Raw genomic sequence first — 15,955 nt, 5'->3', positions numbered from 1 at the left:
GGCAAGACGAGACGGCCCCCGGCGCTCCGGCGCCGGGGGCCGCCGTCTTTACTACCTGCATGTCCCGGTACGCCATGCTGCTCGCCCCGTCCGCCAACCGCGTCTACGCCGCCCAGGCCGGGCGCCTGTCCCAGGCGGAACTGCGGGCGTTCGCCCCGGTGCTGTCCGGCCCGCTCGACGACGTGGCGCAGACCCGGCTCGGCGGCGTGGAGTACCTCACGTTCACCGCGGAACTGTCCGCGCGCGACCTCGCGTACCTGGCGAACCTGTCCGCCGCCTACGCCCTGTTCGAGCGGACCCAGGACCTGCTGCGGCCGGTCGAGCTGACCCCCCTGGACCGGTACGACAGCGACCTCATCACGATCCCCAAGTACGCGGGCAAGACCAACGAGCAGTTCACCAAGCTGGTGCTCAACCTGACCCTGCTGGCCTCCGCCTCGGCCACCCGGATGCTGGACGGCAGGCTGACCGTCTGCGACCCGCTCTGCGGCCGGGGCACCACCCTCAACCAGGCCCTCATGTACGGCTACGACGCGATCGGCGTCGAGCTGGACGGCAAGGACGTCGAGGCGTACAAGGCGTTCCTGCAGACCTGGCTCAAGCACAAGCGGCTCAAGCACACCGCCGAGCTGGTGCCGGTACGGCGGCAGGGCCGGCGCGCCGCCCGGCGCCTGGAGGTGACGCTGGCCGCCAGCAAGGACGACCACAAGGCCGGCGCGGTGCAGAAGGTGACCGTGCTGCACGCCGACACCACGGAGCTGACCGGCCTGCTCCGCCCCGGGTGCGCCGACGTGCTCGTCGCCGACCTGCCGTACGGGATCGCGCACGGCAGCTGGTCCGAGGAGGGCGGGCTGTCGCGGCGGCCGCTCGAGCTGCTGGAGCGGGCCGTGCCGCAGTGGCTGCCGCTGCTGCGTCCCGGCGGTGCGCTCGGGCTGTCCTGGAACACCAAGGTCGCCAAGCGGGAACTCGCCGAGGACATCCTCCTCGCCAGCGGGCTGGAGATCGTCGAGTACGGGGATCTGGCGCACCGGGTCGATCAGGGCATCGAGCGCGACGTCGTGGTCGCCCGGCGACCCGGCCGACCGTCCGGGAGCGGTGCGTAAACCCGGCTGACGGGGCGGCTGCCGGGCCGTACCCTCGTCGGTCGTGTATACCGAGACCGCACTGTTTGATCTGCTGCTGCCCGGCGACTCGCGGTCGCTGAAGCAGAAGCGCTCCTACGTCCGACCGATCATCGCGATGCTGCGCCGCTTCGAGGTGAGCGTCGCCGAGGTCGGCTCCCTCGACCTGACCGGACGCGCCCAGATCGGCGTGGCCGTGGTGGCCGCCGACCCGGCGCACGCCCGTACGGTCATCGACACCTGCGAGAACCAGGTCGCCGGCCGCCCCGAGATCGAGCTGCTGTCGGTGCGCCGCCGACTGTACGGCGACGAGGACTGACCAGGGCCGTCGGTGGCCTGTGACATGTCGGACCGGGAGGGCGTTCAGGCGGTGCGGCGCGTGGGTAGGCTTCACGCGTTGGGGTGGGAGGCGAACGACCTGGGGGGCCTCCCGCGGGGCACGGATGTCGGAGGTGGGTGTCATGTCGGACCCGGCCAAGACGCGACGGCACGCGGAGCGCGTGCGGGAGCTGGTGGCATCGTTGGTGCGCGAAATCAAGGACCCCCGGATCGGCATGGTCACGATCACGGACGCCCGCATCACGGGTGACCTGCGCGACGCTACGGTCTACTACACCGTGCTCGGCGACTCGGCCGCCGAGGCGAGTACCGCCGCCGCCCTGGAGAGCGCCAAGGGCATGTTGCGCAGCCGGGTCGGCCACGCCCTCGGCCTGCGCCACTCGCCCAGCCTCGCCTTCGTGCTGGACAACGTGCAGGACCACGCCAAGGAGATCGACGACCTGCTGGCTGCGGCCCGGCACCAGGACGCCGAGGTGCAGCGGCTGGCCGCGGGCAAGCAGTACGCGGGCGACCCGGACCCGTACAAGACCGACGAGGACGACGAGGAGCGGGTCGGCGCCCGCGAGGACATGTAGTGGTCGACGTCGCCCCGTCACTGCCCCACATGCGTACCCCCCTCGGACCCACCGACGCCGATTTCGCGGCCGCCGCCGCGGCGATCCACCGGTACGCGCCGGCGGGCCGGGTACTGCTGGTGTGCCACGTCAACCCGGACGGCGACGCCCTCGGCAGCATGCTGGGCTTCGGGCTCGGGCTGCGGCGGCTGGGCGTACCGGCCCTGCAGGCCACGTTTCCGGGTGCCTTCGAGGTGCCGGAGCCGTTCACGGCCCTGCCCGGGCTGGACCTGCTGGTGCCGGAGGAGCAGGCGTACCCCGAGCCCGATCTGGTGATCGTCTTCGACGTGGCCTCGGAGTCCCGGCTCGGCGGGCTCGCCGACCGGCTGCCCCGCGCGGGCGCCACCATCGTGCTGGATCACCACGCGTCGAACACCGGCTTCGGCGGCGTGCGCCTCGTCGACGCGGGCGCCGCCGCCACCTCGGTCGTCGCCGAGCAACTGCTGGCCCGGCTCGACGTGCCGCTCGACGCGGAGATCGCCGAGTGCCTGTATGTGGCGCTGGCGACGGACACCGGCTCGTTCCGGTTCGACATGACCACGCCGCGCGTGCATGAGATGGCGGCCCGGCTCATCGCCACCGGTCTGCGTCCGGGTGAGATCTCCCGCCGCATCTTCGACACCCGCCCGTTCGGCGCCACGAAGCTCTTCGCTGAGGTGCTGGGCCGCGCGGAGCTCGACCCGGCGGCCGCCGCGGGTCGCGGCATGGTGTGGACGTACGCCACGCTGGACGATCTACGGCGGCACGGGCAGCGCCCGTACGTGATGGACGCCCTCATCGATCCGGTGCGGTGCGTGGCCGAGGCCGACGTGGCGGTCCTGGTCAAGCAGGTCGGCGACCGGGAGTGGGCGGTGTCGCTGCGCAGCAAGGGTGCGGTGGACGTGAGCGCGGTCGCGCTGGCCTTCGGCGGCGGCGGGCACCGCCTGGCCGCGGGCTTCACCGGGTACGGGGCGCCGGGCGACGTGGTCGGCGCCGTCCGCGACCGTCTCGACCAGCACGTCATCTGAGCCCGCCGAATCGGCCCCACCCGCGTTGATCCGGTCGTCCGCTGGTACGTCCAGCGGCGCACGCCCCAGTTTGGCGTTCCACCACTCGGGACCGGCCTTAGTGCGGCGGCACAGCGGCCGACTTCATGAGGTGCGAGTGCTTTCCAGGCGCGGATGTCCCGAGATGCAGGACGGTACGAGCGAAGAGTGGGATTGAACGATAGTTTGAGTTAACGGTGATTTGGTTTTGTGTCGTCCGGGACCACCGCGCGCCACAGAGCCTCGAGCCTCCCGGGTCCACCGACCCGGGCCGCGCCACTCGCCAGACGTCCGGTGACCCCGGACCGGCCGCGTGACGCCCCGCTCGATTTGCCCGTGGGCGCCGGTGCGCCCGACCTTGTGGAAGGACCACAACCATGGCTGCCAAGCCGAAGACCGAAGCTGCCGAAGAAGCCCGTGAAGCCGCCCGCCGTGCGCTGCAGACGTCGATGGACACGCGACAGTAGGTAAGCACCGCTAGGGTTTGCTCTCCTTACGGTTCGGCGGGCATCATGGGTACCCATGAGCCCGCCCGTCAAGCCCTCCCCGCCCGCTGACCCGGCCGAGTTCGCCGCGCGAGGGGCGGAGCGGGCCGGGCTGGCGCGGATCGCCGCGCTGGCCCTTCCGGCGCTGGTCGTCCTCGCCGCCGAACCGCTGTACGTCCTGGTCGACACGGCCGTCGTCGGCCACCTGGGCCGCGTCCCGCTGGCCGCGGTGGCCGTGGGCGGCACGATCCTGTCCGTCGGGGTCTGGCTCGGCACGCTGGTGGCGTACGGCACCACCGGGCGGGCGGCCCGCCGGTTCGGTGCCGGCGACCGGCCCGCCGCGGTCGCCGAGGGCGTCCAGGCGTCCTGGCTGGCGCTGCTGACCGGCGTGCTGCTGGCGCTGCTCGCGCAGGTGATCGCCGCACCGCTGACCCGCGCGCTGGCCGCCGACCCCGCGACCGCCGCCGCCGCCGCGAGCTGGCTGCGCATCGCCGCCCTGGGCGCGCCGGGACTGTTGCTGGCCGCCGCCGGCAACGGCTGGATGCGCGGCGTCCAGGACACCCGCCGTCCGCTTGTCATCGTGCTGGGCGCGAACCTGCTCTCGGCCGTGCTGTGCCCGGTGCTGGCGTATCCGGCCGGGCTGGGGCTGACCGGCTCGGCCATCGCCAACGTGATCGCGCAGAGCCTGTCCGGCGGCCTGTTCCTGTGGGCGGTGATCCGCGAACGTACGGCGCTGCGGCCCCGACCCCGGATCATCGGCGAGCAACTGGTGGCAGGCCGGGACCTGCTGATCCGCGGCGCCGCGTTCCAGGCGTGCTGGCTGTCGGCGACCGCGGTGGCCGCCCGGTTCGGGGTGGCGGCCGTGGGTGCCCACCAGATCGCGCTGCAACTGTGGTTCTTCGCCGCGCTGGCGCTCGACGCGGTGGCCATCGCCGCCCAGTCGCTGGTCGGCGCCGCCCTCGGCGGGGGAGACGGGGCGGCCGCCCGGGACGTGGCGCGCCGGGTCACCCTCGTCGGCGCTGTCGCCGGTACGGCCTTCGCCGTCGTCGCGGCGGCCGGAGCCGGGGTGGTGCCCGGTCTCTTCACGGACGATCCGGCCGTCCACGCGCAGGCGGCGATCGTCTGGCCCTGGTTCGTCGGCCTGCTGCCCTGCGCGGGCATCGTCTTCGCCCTCGACGGCGTCCTCATCGGCGCGGGCGACGTGGCGTTCATGCGCACGATGACCCTGATCGCCGCCGCGTTCGGGTTCCTGCCGGCGATCTGGCTGGCGTACGCCCTCGAACTGGGGCTGAGTGGGGTGTGGGCCGGGCTCGCGCTGTTCATGCTGGTGCGCCTCGTGCTGATCCTGCACCGCTGGCGCGGCGCCCGCTGGGCGGTCCTCGGCGCCACCCGGTGACCCCACCGGGCGGGCCGGAGGGTCGGCGGGGGCGGCCGACGGAGGTCTGGCAGGGTGGGCGGGTGCACACGGACGGGCTGATCGTGGTCGACAAGCCGGGCGGGATGACCTCGCATGACGTGGTCGCGCGGATTCGCCGCCTCGCGCGGACCCGTCGGGTCGGCCACGGGGGCACCCTCGACCCGATGGCGACCGGGGTGCTGGTGATCGGCGTGAACCGCGCGACCCGGCTGCTCACGTACGTGATCGGGTCCGAGAAGCGGTATTCGGCGACGATCCGGCTGGGCGAGCGCACGCTGACCGACGACGCGGAGGGCGAGATCACCGCCCGGGCGGCGGCGGGCGCGGTGCAGGACGCGGCGATCCGGGCCGGGCTGGCCGCACAGACCGGCGAGATCGACCAGGTGCCCAGCGCGGTGAGCGCCATCAAGATCAATGGGGAACGGGCCTACAAGCGGGTCCGCGACGGCGAACAGGTCGAGCTGCCCGCCCGCCGGGTGACGGTGCACCAGCTCGACGTGCTGGACATCCGCCGGCCGCAGGGCACCGAAGTGATCGACGTGGACGTGGACGTGAGCTGCTCCTCGGGCACGTACATCCGGGCCATCGCCCGGGACCTCGGCGCGGCGCTGGGGGTCGGGGGGCACCTGACCGCCCTGCGGCGTACCGCGGTGGGCGGGCTCACGCTGGCCGAGGCCGCGACGCTGGAGCAGCTGGAGCAGCGCGCGCCGGACGTGGTGGGGTTGCCGATGGCCGAGGCGGCTCGGCGGGCGTTCCCGCAGCGCACGGCGTCGGAGGACGAGGCGCGCGTGCTCAGCCACGGCGGGCCGCTGACGGCGGTCGGCATCACCGGCCCGTACGCGGTCTTCGATCCGGCCGGTGCCGTGCTGGCGATCGTGAGCGAGCGCGGCGGCCGCGCGAAGCCCGAGATCGTGCTGGCCCCGGCCTGAGCCTCGCCGACGCGGGCCGAGCCCGGGTCCGGGCCTTGCCCGGTGCCGGGTGCCGCCGGTCCGGGTGCCGCCGGTCCGGGTGCCGCCGGTCCGGGTGCCGCCGGTCCGGGTGCCGCCGGTCCGGGTGCCGCCGGTCCGGGTGCCGCCGGTCCGGGTGCCGCCGGTCCGGGTGCCGCCGGTCCGGGCGCCGCCGGTCCGGATGCCGCCGGTCCGGATGCCGCCGGTCCGGCGATCCGGACGTGGCCGGCGAAACAGCCCGGCGAGGGCGGCGACCGATACGCTTACGGCCGTGCGGTCGGCGGACGCGGCCGGGCAGGTACACGACGCGGCCGGAAGGCCAGAACGCGGCCGGAAGGCCATGGGGGAGGCGGTCGGCATGCAGCGCTGGCGCGGCTACGAAGGGGTGCCCGGCGGGTGGGGGCGCTCGGTCGTGACGATCGGCGTCTTCGACGGCGTGCACCGCGGGCACCAGACGATCATCGGCCACGCCGTGAAGCGCGCCCACGACCTCGGCCTGCAGTCCGTGGTGATGACGTTCGACCCCCACCCGGCCGAGGTGGTGCGTCCCGGCTCGCACCCGGCGGTGCTCACCGAGCCGGTACGCAAGGCCGAGCTGATCGAGCAGCTCGGCGTCGACGCGCTCTGCGTGGTGCCCTTCACCCCCGCGTTCTCCCAGCTCAGCCCCGAGGCGTTCGGGCACGACGTGCTGGTCGACGCGCTGCACGCGGCGGTGGTCGTGGTGGGGGACAACTTCCGGTTCGGGCACCGGGCGGCGGGCGACGTGCACCTGCTGGAGACCCTGGGCCGCTCGTTCGGCTTCACCGTGGAGGAGGCGCCGCTCGTCGCGGCGGACGGGGTGGTCTTCTCCTCCACGTACATCCGTAGTTGTGTCGATGCCGGGGACGTGCGGGCCGCGGCCGCCGCGCTGGGCCGCCCGCACCGCCTGGCCGGGGTGGTGGTCCGCGGCGACCGGCGGGGCCGGGAGATCGGCTTCCCCACGGCGAACCTGATGTGTCACCGCTACGCGTCCGTCCCCGCCGACGGGGTGTACGCCGCCTGGCTGAACCGTGGCGGCGACGGCGGCGAGCCGCCCGCCCGGCTGCCCGCCGCGGTGTCGATCGGCACCAACCCCACCTTCTCGGGCCGCGAGCGCCGGGTCGAGGCCTACGCCCTCGACTTCTCGGGTGACCTGTACGGCGAGCGGGTGAGCCTCGACTTCGTCGCCCGGCTGCGCGAACAGCGCACCTACGACAGCATCGAACCCCTGGTCCGGCAGATCCAGGAGGACGTGGAGCAGACCCGGTCGGCGCTCCACGTCGGCTGAGCGCTCGGTGCAGTCGTTCACGGCTGAGTTGACTGGCCGTATCCTCCCGGCCCTCGCTGCGCTCGGTGCAGTCGTTCACGGCTGAGCCGACCCCGTCGGAGGCAGGCTGATAAGCTTGGCTCCGACGTCGGCTCTTCCGACGACCGGTCTCGCCTGCCTGCCCGACGCCGCGGGCCGCGAGAAATCCGAAACCACCGGCAACACAGAAGCACGGAGAACATGGCGCTCGACGCAGAAACCAAGACCCGGATCATGTCGGAGTACGCAACCCTCGAGGGCGACACCGGCTCGCCCGAGGTCCAGGTCGCGATGCTGACCAAGCGGATCGCCGACCTGACCGAGCACCTGAAGGTGCACAAGCACGACCACCACAGCCGTCGCGGCCTGCTTCTGCTGGTCGGCCGCCGCCGTCGGCTCCTCAACTACGTTCAGAAGAAGGACATCCAGCGCTACCGGACGCTGATCGAGCGGCTCGGCCTGCGCCGATGATGTGACGGGGGAGTGCTCAACCGGGCGCTCCCCCGTGGTTTTTCCACCCACGGACCCGCGCGGCCGCAGGCCGTCAGCGCACCGGTCCTCGGTAGTGGTTCCCAGGCTCCCCGCCTTCGCGGGCGCTCAACCTGGGCACTTCGATCGAAGACCGGCAGCCTGAACCGCGCTGCAGAGACCGCCGGGTCCTCGACGAAGGAGTACCGCACCACATGACAGAGCAGAACGCTCTCGGCACCGAATCTCGCACCGCCGTCATCGACAACGGGTCGTTCGGCACCCGCGAGGTCACCTTCTCCACCGGACGGCTGGCCCGCCAGGCCGCCGGCTCGGTGATCGCCCGCCTCGGCGACACGGTCGTGCTGTCCGCGACCACGGCCAGCAAGCAGCCGAAGGAGCACTTCGACTTCTTCCCGCTCACGGTCGACGTCGAGGAGCGGATGTACGCCGCTGGCCGCATCCCCGGCTCGTTCTTCCGCCGTGAGGGCCGCCCCAGCGAGGACGCCGTCCTCACCTGCCGCCTGATCGACCGGCCGCTGCGCCCGTCGTTCACCAAAGGCCTGCGCAACGAGGTCCAGGTCGTCGAGACCATCCTCGCGCTCGACCCGGCGCACCCCTACGACGTGGTGGCGATGAACGCCGCCTCGATGTCCACCAAGCTTTCCGGCCTGCCGTTCAGCGGCCCGATCGGCTCGACCCGGGTCGCGCACATCGACGGCCAGTGGGTGGCGTTCCCGACCCTGGAGGAGCTGGAGCGCGCCACGTTCGACATGGTGGTCGCGGGCCGGACCCTGCCGGACGGCGACGTCGCGATCATGATGGTCGAGGCCGAGGCCACCCCGCACGCGGTCAAGCTGATCGCGGACGGCGCCACCGCCCCGACCGAGGAGATCGTCGCCGGTGGCCTGGAGGCCGCCAAGCCGGCGATCCGTGAGCTGTGCCGCGCCCAGGCGGAGCTGGCCGAGGTGGCCGCGAAGCCCGTCGCCGAGTTCCCCGTGTTCCTGGACTACCAGGAGGACGTGTTCGCCGCCGTGGCCGACGCGGTGCGGGGCGAGACCGCGGACGCGCTGAAGATCTCCAGCAAGGCGGAGCGCGAGGAGGCCCTGGATCGCATCAAGGCCAAGGCGCAGGAGCAGCTCGCGGCCCAGTTCGAGGGCCGGGAGAAGGAGATCAGCGCCGCGTTCCGGTCGCTGACCAAGTCCGAGGTACGCAACCGCGTACTGCGGGAGCAGGTCCGCATCGACGGACGTGGCCCGCGCGACATCCGGCCGCTGTCCGCCGAGGTCGGCGTGCTGCCCCGGGTGCACGGCTCGGCGCTGTTCGAGCGCGGCGAGACCCAGATCCTGGGCGTCACCACGCTGAACATGCTGCGCATGGAGCAGGCGCTGGACACCCTCGCGCCGGAGAAGTCCAAGCGCTACATGCACAACTACAACTTCCCGCCGTACTCGACCGGTGAGACCGGCCGGGTCGGCTCGCCGAAGCGGCGCGAGATCGGCCACGGCGCACTGGCCGAGCGGGCGCTGGTGCCGGTGCTGCCGTCGCGTGAGGAGTTCCCGTACGCGATCCGGCAGGTCTCCGAGGCCCTGAGCTCGAACGGCTCGACCTCGATGGGCTCGGTCTGCGCCTCCACCCTGGCGCTGCTGGCGGCCGGCGTGCCGCTGAAGGCGCCGGTCGCGGGCATCGCGATGGGCCTGATCTCCGACGAGGTCGACGGCAAGACGCAGTACGTCGCGCTGACCGACATCCTGGGCGCCGAGGACGCGTTCGGTGACATGGACTTCAAGGTCGCCGGTACCTCGGAGTTCGTCACGGCGCTGCAGCTGGACACCAAGCTGGACGGCATTCCGTCCGATGTGCTGGCCAGCGCGCTGCAGCAGGCCCACGAGGCCCGCGCCACCATCCTCGGCGTGATGGACGCGGCGATCCACGGCCCGGCCACGATGAGCGAGCACGCGCCGCGGGTCACCACGGTCAAGATCCCGGTCGACAAGATCGGTATGGTGATCGGCCCCAAGGGCCAGACCATCAACGCCATCCAGGACGAGACCGGCGCCGACATCTCCATCGAGGACGACGGCACGATCTACGTCGGCGCGACCAACGGCCCGGCCGCCGAGGCCGCGGTCGAGCGGATCAACGCCATCGCCAACCCGACCCTGCCGAAGGTGGGCGACAAGTTCCTCGGCACGGTGGTGAAGACGGCCGCGTTCGGCGCGTTCATCTCGCTGCTGCCCGGCCGCGACGGCCTGCTGCACATCTCCAAGGTGGGCGACGGCAAGCGGGTCGACAAGGTCGAGGACTTCCTCAACGTCGGCGACAAGGTCGAGGTCTCGATCGCGGACATCGACAACCGCGGCAAGATCTACCTCGACAAGGTCCGCCCCGAGGGCGCGGAGGCCCCGGCCGCGGCCGAGGCGTCCGGCGGCGAGGGCGGCGAGCGCCCGCGCGGCGACCGCCCGCGTGGCGAGAACCGCGGTGAGGGCGGCGGCGAGCCGCGCCGCCGGCGGCGCTCCGGCGGCGAGCGTTCGGGCGGCGACCGCTCCGGCGGCGACCGCAGCTGATCACGGCATGACAGCGAGTTCCCGCGGGCCGGCCGAGAGGCCGGCCCGCGTCGTGACCAGGACCATCCAGGACGGGGTACGCCGTACCGTCCTGCCCAGCGGTCTGCGCGTCCTCACCGAGCACATCCCCACCGCGCACAGCGTCTCGCTCGGGGTGTGGGTCGGCATCGGCTCCCGCGACGAGGCCCCGGCGATGTCGGGCGCCTCCCACTTCCTCGAACACCTGCTGTTCAAGGGCACCCACAAGCGGACCGCGCTGGACATCTCGGCCCAGATCGAGGCCGTGGGCGGGGAGACGAACGCCTTCACCACGAAGGAGTACACCTGCTACTACGCGCGGGTGCTCGACGCCGACCTGCCGCTGGCGGTGGATGTGCTCTGCGACGCGGTCGCCGACTCGGTGCTGCACCCGGCCGACGTGGAGACCGAGCGGGCCGTGATCCTCGAAGAGATCGCCATGCACGACGACGAGCCCGGCGACGAGGTGCACGACGTCTTCACCGAGGCGATCTTCGGTAACCACCCGCTGGGCCGCCCCATCTCGGGCACCACGGACACCATCTCGCCGATGACCCGGGCGACGATCAACGGCTTCTACCGGCGCCGGTACACCCCGCCGCGGATCGTGATCGCCGCCGCCGGCAACCTCGACCACGCGGCCGTGGTGCGTCTCGTCCGCAAGGCCCTGGCCGGCACCGCGCTGGACACCCCGGCCGCCGCGCCCGCGCTGTGCCGCCCGGCCGACCACCGGGTACGCACCCAGCGGGCGCACACGGTGGTCCGCAACCGCGACACCGAGCAGGCCCACATGGTGCTGGGCTGCCCCGGGATCGGGCGGCGCGACGAGCGCCGGTTCGCCCTGGGCATCCTCAACAACGTGCTCGGCGGCGGCATGTCCAGCCGGCTGTTCCAGGAGATCCGGGAGAAGCGCGGCCTCGCGTACTCGGTCTACTCGTACGGCAGCCAGTACGCCGACGCCGGGGTGTTCGGGGTCTACGCGGGCTGCGCCCCCGGCAAGGCCGAGGAGGTGCTGGACCTGATCCGCGCCGAGCTGGCGACGGTCGCCGCGAACGGGATCACCGCCGAGGAGGTCGCCCGCGGCAAGGGCATGGTCAAGGGCTCGTACGTGCTGGGCCTGGAGGACACCGGGTCCCGGATGAGCCGGATCGCGAAGTCCGAGTTGCTCTACGGCGACCTGCTGACGGTGTCCGAGCTGCTGGCCCGCGTCGACGCCGTGACCCTCGACGAAATCAACGAACTGGCCGTTGAGCTGCTCAGCCGGCCCATGTCGCTGGCCGTGGTGGGGCCGTTCGACGAGTCGGCGTTCCCTGACACGGCCCGCTAGCCTGGTCGGCGATGACCTCCACCCTGGCACCCGAGCACCCGCCCGCCCCGCCGCCCGCCCGACCGGACCGGCACCGGCGGCGGGTCGTCGGCATGCTGATCTGGTCGGCCGCGTTCGCGGTCGGCACCTGGTTCATTGGGGTGCCCACCAGCGACCCGCTGATCGCGTTCGGGTGGCTGTGGCTGGCGACGATCGCCTGGCGCAGCGAGCTGCCCTGGCGCCAGCACCTGCTCTTCCTGCGCGACTGGCTGCCCATCGCGCTGCTGCTGGTCGGCTACAACATCTCTCGCGGGTACGCCGACAAGCTGTTCGCGCCGCACGTCACCGAGCTGATCCACGCCGACCAGGCGATGTTCGGCGGCACGGTGCCGACCCTGTGGCTGCAGCACCACCTCTACCAGCCGGGCGCGGTGCAGTGGTGGGAGGTGCTGGTCTCGCTGGTGTACGTCTCGCACTTCCTGACCGTGCCGACCGTGGCGGTGGTGCTGTGGGTGCGCTCGCGCCCGCAGTGGGCCCGGTACATGCGCCGCTGGTTCACCCTCAGCCTGGCCGGGCTGATCACGTACTTCCTGTATCCCGCCGCGCCGCCGTGGTGGGCCGCGAAGTTCGGCTTCATCGCCGAGCCGGTGGCCCGGATCTCCACGAACGGGTGGAACGCGGTCGGGCTGCACAGCGCGGGCAACACCCTCAACGCGCTGCAGGTCGAGGCGTCCAACCCGGTCGCGGCGATGCCGTCGCTGCACACCGCGTACGCGCTGATGGCGGTGGCGTTCTTCCTGCCGGTGGTGCGCCGCCGGTGGTGGCCGCTGCTGCTGGCGTACCCGCTGGCCATGACGTTCACGCTGGTGTATTCGGGGGAGCACTACGTGATCGACGTGCTGGTGGGCTGGGCGTACGTGGGGGCGACGTTCCTCGGCGTCGGTCTCGCGGAGCGCTGGTGGCGCGCCCGCAGGCGGGTCCCGTCAGCCGACGCCTGAATTCAGGTAGGTAAGTTGTCGGTCGTGACTGACGCGCGTGAACCGATCCGGGTCGGCGTCCTCGGCGCCCGCGGCCGCATGGGGCTCGAGGTCTGCAAGGCCGTCGACGCGGCCGACGACATGGAGCTCGTGGCCATGATCGGCGGGGGCGACTGGCTGTTCAACGCCGCCGACGCGGGCGCTCAGGTGCTGGTCGACTTCACCAAGCCTGACGTCGTCATGGACAACGTGCACTGGGCGGTCGACCAGGGCATCAACATGGTCGTGGGCACCACGGGCTTCACCGAGAAGCGGCTGGAGCGGGTCCGCGGCTGGCTGTCGCACAAGCCCGGCGTCGGGGTGATCGTCGCGCCGAACTTCGGCATCGGCGCGATCCTCATGATGCAGTTCGCGGCGCGCGCGGCCCGCTACTTCGAGTCCGCCGAGATCATCGAGCTGCACCACCCGCGCAAGCTGGACGCGCCCAGCGGCACCGCCGGGCACACCGCGCGGCTCATCGCGGCGGCCCGCGCCGAGGCCGGGCGGGGCCCGGTGCCGGACGCGACCTCCGAGGAACTGCCCGGCGCGCGGGGCGCGGACATCGACGGGGTGCGCGTGCACGCCGTGCGGTCCGCGGGCCTGATCGCCCACCAGGAGGTTCTCTTCGGTACGCAGGGAGAGACGCTCACCATCCGGCACGACTCCCTGGACCGCTCCTCGTTCATGCCCGGGGTGCTGCTGGCCGTCCGCGCGGTGGTGGACCGCCCCGGCCTGACCGTCGGCATCGACGACCTGCTGGACTGAGCTCCGTCCCAGACCCCAGCCCCTCCGTCCCAGACCCCAGCCCCTCCGTCCCAGACCCCAGCCCCTCCGTCCCAGACCCCAGCCCCTCCGTCCCAGACCCCAGCCCCTCCGTCCCAGACCTCGGCCCTTTCGTCCCAGATCTCAGCCCAGGGCCACGTGTAGCCGTAGCTGCGGCACCAGCATGTCCTCCACGTCGAGGGCGCGGGCGGCGCCGTCCGGCTCCCAGCCCGCCCCGCCGAGGAACTTGCGGGTGGCCTGGTCGCCGTCGTAGGCCCAGGCCACTGCGGCGGTGAAGCCATCCGTACGCCAGGTGTCGACGCTGGCCGCCAGCAGCCGGCTGCCGTGCCCGCGCCGCCCCCACCTCGGCTCCACGAGCAGTTCGGTGATCGCCGCGACGCTCTCGGCCAGCGGGGGTTCCTCCGGCGCGAGCGCCTGCTCGTCGGCGGGACCGGACGCGGTGAACCCGACCAGCCAGGAGGCGGACTCGTTCTGTTCCATCGCCACGAGCACCCGGTGCCGCGGTGACGGTGCCGCGGTGATCGCCTCCCGCCATCCCGCCGCGAGATCCGCCTCGGTCAGCTCGGCCAGCACGTGCGCGGGCACCATCCCCCGGTACGCCGTGCGCCACGTGGCGAGCTGGAGCCGGGCGATCTCTTCGGCGTCCTCGGGACGCGCGGGACGGACGAAGCCGAGTGCCATGCGGGGCAGCCTAGTTATCCGGCGAGCGGGGCCGCGTACCGGACCTCGGCCAGCGGGGTGGTGCTCCCCTGGGGGGTGAAGAAGTCGTCGGTGCCGTCGTAGCTCAGGCCGGCGTGCTCGTAGAAGCGGCGGGCGCGCTGGTTGTCCGCCAGCACCCAGAGGCGCAGTTCCCGGGCACCCGCCGCGGTCAGCCCGGCCCGGGCCGCCGTGATCAACTCCCGGCCGGCACCCCCGCGCCACCGGCCGGGCTCCACGTAGATCGCGTAGACCTGGCCGATCGCGGCGTCGAACTCGGGTGTGTCGTTCACCAGGTACGGGCCGAACGACACGAAACCCACGATCACCCCGTCGTCCTCGGCGACCAGGGTCCGGGCGCCGGGCGGTGCCGGCAGGGCCCGCCGCCGCTGGGCGAAGTCGGCCGGGTCGAGCGCGTCCAGCACGTCGGCGGGCACGATTCCGGCGTATCCGGCCTGCCAGGCGCGTACGTGCAGCGCGGCGACCGGATCGACGTCGGCGTCGGTGAGCTCCCGTAGGACCAGCATGTCCCCGTTTGTAGCCCGTCCGGGGCGGCCGGGCGACCGAAATTGTCGGAGGTGGCGGCTAACGTGCCCGTCGATGGACACGATCACCGCCGCCGAGGCCCGCCGGATCGCGCTGGCGGCGCAGGGCTTCGTCGACCGCGCCCCGGGCGGGGTGCCGGACATGCGACACCTGCGCCGGGTGCTGGGCCGCCTGCACCTGCTGCAGATGGACTCGGTCAACGTCCTGCAGCGCGCGCACTACCTGCCCCTCTACAGCCGGCTGGGGCCCTACCCGACGACGCTGCTGGAGCGGGCGGCGTATCGGCGTCCCCGGGAGCTGTTCGAGTTCTGGGGCCACGAGGCGTCGTTGATCACGGTCGACCTGCAGCCGCTGTTCCGGTGGCGGATGGCCGACGCCCAGGCGTACGCGTGGGGCAGCATGACCCGCGTGGTGCGCGAGCAGCCCGACCTCGTGGCGTGGGTGCTCGACGAGGTGCGTGACCGTGGCCCGCTCACCGCCGCCCAGATCGAGCACGACGCCCCGCGTGACAAGAGCCACTGGGGTTGGAACTGGTCCGTGGTCAAGCAGGCGCTGGAGTGGCTGTTCTACACCGGAGCGGTCACCGCCGCCGACCGGACGAGTTCCTTCGCCCGCCGCTACGACCTGCCCGAGCGGGTGCTGCCCCGAGCCGTGCTGGACGCTCCCACCCCCACCCCGGCCGAGGCGTTCCGGGCGCTGGTGGAGCTGTCCGCGCAGGCCCTCGGCGTGGCCGCCGAGACGGAGCTGCGCGACTACTTCCGGCTGCCGGTGGCGGGGTTCAAGCCGGCGCTGGCCGAGCTGGTCGAGGCGGAGGTGCTGCAGCCGGTCACGGTGCGGGGCTGGAAGCCGGTGGCCTACCTGCACCGCGAGGCCCGGCTGCCCCGGCGGGTGGGGGCCGCCACCCTGGTCAGCCCGTTCGACCCGCTGATCTGGGAGCGCGGGCGCACCCAGCGGCTGTTCGACCTGAACTACCGGATCGAGATCTACGTCCCGGCCGCCCAGCGGCAGTACGGGTATTACGTGCTGCCGTTCCTGCTGGGGGACCGGTTCGCCGCCCGGGTCGACCTGAAGGCGGACCGCAAGGCGGGGGTGCTGCAGATCCCGGCCGCGTGGCTGGAGCCGGGTGCCGACCCCGACGAGACGGCCGCCGCGCTGGCCGTGGAGCTGCGCCGCCTCGCGGTCTGGCTGGGACTGGAGTCCATCGCCAAGCCCGAGCGCGGCGACCTCGCAGGCTCCCTTTCGGCCGTGCTGCTGGGCGGTGCCCCGGGTGTACCGTGACGGCC

At 72.9% G+C, this 15,955-nt stretch carries 15 protein-coding genes; 13 read left to right on the top strand and 2 right to left on the bottom strand.

From position 1 onward, the window contains the following. Positions 1 to 59 precede the first annotated feature (59 nt). The 12 genes from EV385_RS07115 (at position 60) to dapB (ending at position 13,412) form a co-directional block, all read left to right on the top strand. Positions 60 to 1,103, top strand: a complete 1,044-nt coding sequence (locus EV385_RS07115; protein ID WP_130508728.1) for a TRM11 family SAM-dependent methyltransferase — start codon at positions 60 to 62, stop codon at positions 1,101 to 1,103. 43 nt (positions 1,104 to 1,146) lie between these two features. Next, positions 1,147 to 1,440, top strand: a complete 294-nt coding sequence (locus EV385_RS07110; protein ID WP_130508727.1) for a DUF503 domain-containing protein — start codon at positions 1,147 to 1,149, stop codon at positions 1,438 to 1,440. A gap of 142 nt (positions 1,441 to 1,582) precedes the next feature. Further along, entirely contained in the window at positions 1,583 to 2,035 is a 453-nt protein-coding gene (rbfA, locus tag EV385_RS07105) for a 30S ribosome-binding factor RbfA (protein ID WP_130508726.1), read from the top strand. A 29-nt stretch (positions 2,036 to 2,064) separates the two neighbouring features. Next, positions 2,065 to 3,081 (top strand): DHH family phosphoesterase, encoded by a 1,017-nt coding sequence (locus EV385_RS07100; protein WP_130513140.1) that lies wholly within the window; start codon positions 2,065 to 2,067, stop codon positions 3,079 to 3,081. Positions 3,082 to 3,621: 540 nt separating this feature from the next. After that, the gene (locus EV385_RS07095) at positions 3,622 to 4,980 is read left to right on the top strand and encodes an MATE family efflux transporter (RefSeq protein WP_130508725.1); all 1,359 of its coding nucleotides are present in this window, start codon (positions 3,622 to 3,624) and stop codon (positions 4,978 to 4,980) included. 62 nt (positions 4,981 to 5,042) lie between these two features. Next, positions 5,043 to 5,930 (top strand): tRNA pseudouridine(55) synthase TruB, encoded by an 888-nt coding sequence (truB, locus tag EV385_RS07090; RefSeq protein WP_130508724.1) that lies wholly within the window; start codon positions 5,043 to 5,045, stop codon positions 5,928 to 5,930. A 376-nt stretch (positions 5,931 to 6,306) separates the two neighbouring features. Continuing rightward, a complete protein-coding gene (locus EV385_RS07080; RefSeq protein ID WP_130513139.1) occupies positions 6,307 to 7,254 on the top strand; it encodes a bifunctional riboflavin kinase/FAD synthetase in 948 nt (315 codons plus the stop codon). 219 nt (positions 7,255 to 7,473) lie between these two features. Then, positions 7,474 to 7,743 (top strand): 30S ribosomal protein S15, encoded by a 270-nt coding sequence (rpsO, locus tag EV385_RS07075; protein WP_130508723.1) that lies wholly within the window; start codon positions 7,474 to 7,476, stop codon positions 7,741 to 7,743. Positions 7,744 to 7,955: 212 nt separating this feature from the next. Then, positions 7,956 to 10,307 (top strand): polyribonucleotide nucleotidyltransferase, encoded by a 2,352-nt coding sequence (locus tag EV385_RS07070; protein ID WP_130508722.1) that lies wholly within the window; start codon positions 7,956 to 7,958, stop codon positions 10,305 to 10,307. Between the two features lie 7 nt (positions 10,308 to 10,314). Then, positions 10,315 to 11,652 (top strand): M16 family metallopeptidase, encoded by a 1,338-nt coding sequence (locus tag EV385_RS07065; RefSeq protein ID WP_130508721.1) that lies wholly within the window; start codon positions 10,315 to 10,317, stop codon positions 11,650 to 11,652. 11 nt (positions 11,653 to 11,663) lie between these two features. Beyond that, entirely contained in the window at positions 11,664 to 12,629 is a 966-nt protein-coding gene (locus EV385_RS07060) for a phosphatase PAP2 family protein (protein WP_130508720.1), read from the top strand. 15 nt (positions 12,630 to 12,644) lie between these two features. After that, on the top strand, positions 12,645 to 13,412 hold the full coding sequence (gene dapB / locus EV385_RS07055; RefSeq protein ID WP_423203023.1) for a 4-hydroxy-tetrahydrodipicolinate reductase: 768 nt from the start codon (positions 12,645 to 12,647) through the stop codon (positions 13,410 to 13,412). A gap of 141 nt (positions 13,413 to 13,553) precedes the next feature. On the opposite strand, the gene EV385_RS07050 is transcribed toward dapB, so the two are convergent. Next, complete coding sequence (locus tag EV385_RS07050; RefSeq protein WP_130508718.1) at positions 13,554 to 14,111, bottom strand: GNAT family N-acetyltransferase; 558 nt, start codon at positions 14,109 to 14,111, stop codon at positions 13,554 to 13,556. A 14-nt stretch (positions 14,112 to 14,125) separates the two neighbouring features. Beyond that, complete coding sequence (locus tag EV385_RS07045) at positions 14,126 to 14,653, bottom strand: GNAT family N-acetyltransferase (RefSeq protein ID WP_165449409.1); 528 nt, start codon at positions 14,651 to 14,653, stop codon at positions 14,126 to 14,128. A 73-nt stretch (positions 14,654 to 14,726) separates the two neighbouring features. Between EV385_RS07045 and EV385_RS07040 the strand changes: the two genes are divergently transcribed. Beyond that, positions 14,727 to 15,950 carry a winged helix-turn-helix domain-containing protein gene (locus EV385_RS07040; protein WP_130508716.1) on the top strand — a complete coding sequence of 408 codons (1,224 nt, stop codon included), beginning with the start codon at positions 14,727 to 14,729 and terminating at the stop codon, positions 15,948 to 15,950. Positions 15,951 to 15,955 lie beyond the last annotated feature (5 nt).

Source organism: Krasilnikovia cinnamomea (assembly GCF_004217545.1).
Lineage (GTDB): Bacteria > Actinomycetota > Actinomycetes > Mycobacteriales > Micromonosporaceae > Actinoplanes > Actinoplanes cinnamomeus.
This window is presented reverse-complemented; position numbering and strand designations above follow the sequence as displayed.

Coding starts and splice junctions, on each gene's coding strand:
- EV385_RS07115 (WP_130508728.1), top strand. CDS start 60: ATGTCCCGGTACGCCATGCTGCTCGCCCCGTCCGCCAACCGCGTCTAC.
- rbfA (WP_130508726.1), top strand. CDS start 1,583: ATGTCGGACCCGGCCAAGACGCGACGGCACGCGGAGCGCGTGCGGGAG.
- EV385_RS07100 (WP_130513140.1), top strand. CDS start 2,065: ATGCGTACCCCCCTCGGACCCACCGACGCCGATTTCGCGGCCGCCGCC.
- EV385_RS07095 (WP_130508725.1), top strand. CDS start 3,622: ATGAGCCCGCCCGTCAAGCCCTCCCCGCCCGCTGACCCGGCCGAGTTC.
- EV385_RS07080 (WP_130513139.1), top strand. CDS start 6,307: ATGCAGCGCTGGCGCGGCTACGAAGGGGTGCCCGGCGGGTGGGGGCGC.
- rpsO (WP_130508723.1), top strand. CDS start 7,474: ATGGCGCTCGACGCAGAAACCAAGACCCGGATCATGTCGGAGTACGCA.
- EV385_RS07070 (WP_130508722.1), top strand. CDS start 7,956: ATGACAGAGCAGAACGCTCTCGGCACCGAATCTCGCACCGCCGTCATC.
- EV385_RS07065 (WP_130508721.1), top strand. CDS start 10,315: ATGACAGCGAGTTCCCGCGGGCCGGCCGAGAGGCCGGCCCGCGTCGTG.
- EV385_RS07060 (WP_130508720.1), top strand. CDS start 11,664: ATGACCTCCACCCTGGCACCCGAGCACCCGCCCGCCCCGCCGCCCGCC.
- EV385_RS07050 (WP_130508718.1), bottom strand. CDS start 14,111: ATGGCACTCGGCTTCGTCCGTCCCGCGCGTCCCGAGGACGCCGAAGAG.
- EV385_RS07045 (WP_165449409.1), bottom strand. CDS start 14,653: ATGCTGGTCCTACGGGAGCTCACCGACGCCGACGTCGATCCGGTCGCC.
- EV385_RS07040 (WP_130508716.1), top strand. CDS start 14,727: ATGGACACGATCACCGCCGCCGAGGCCCGCCGGATCGCGCTGGCGGCG.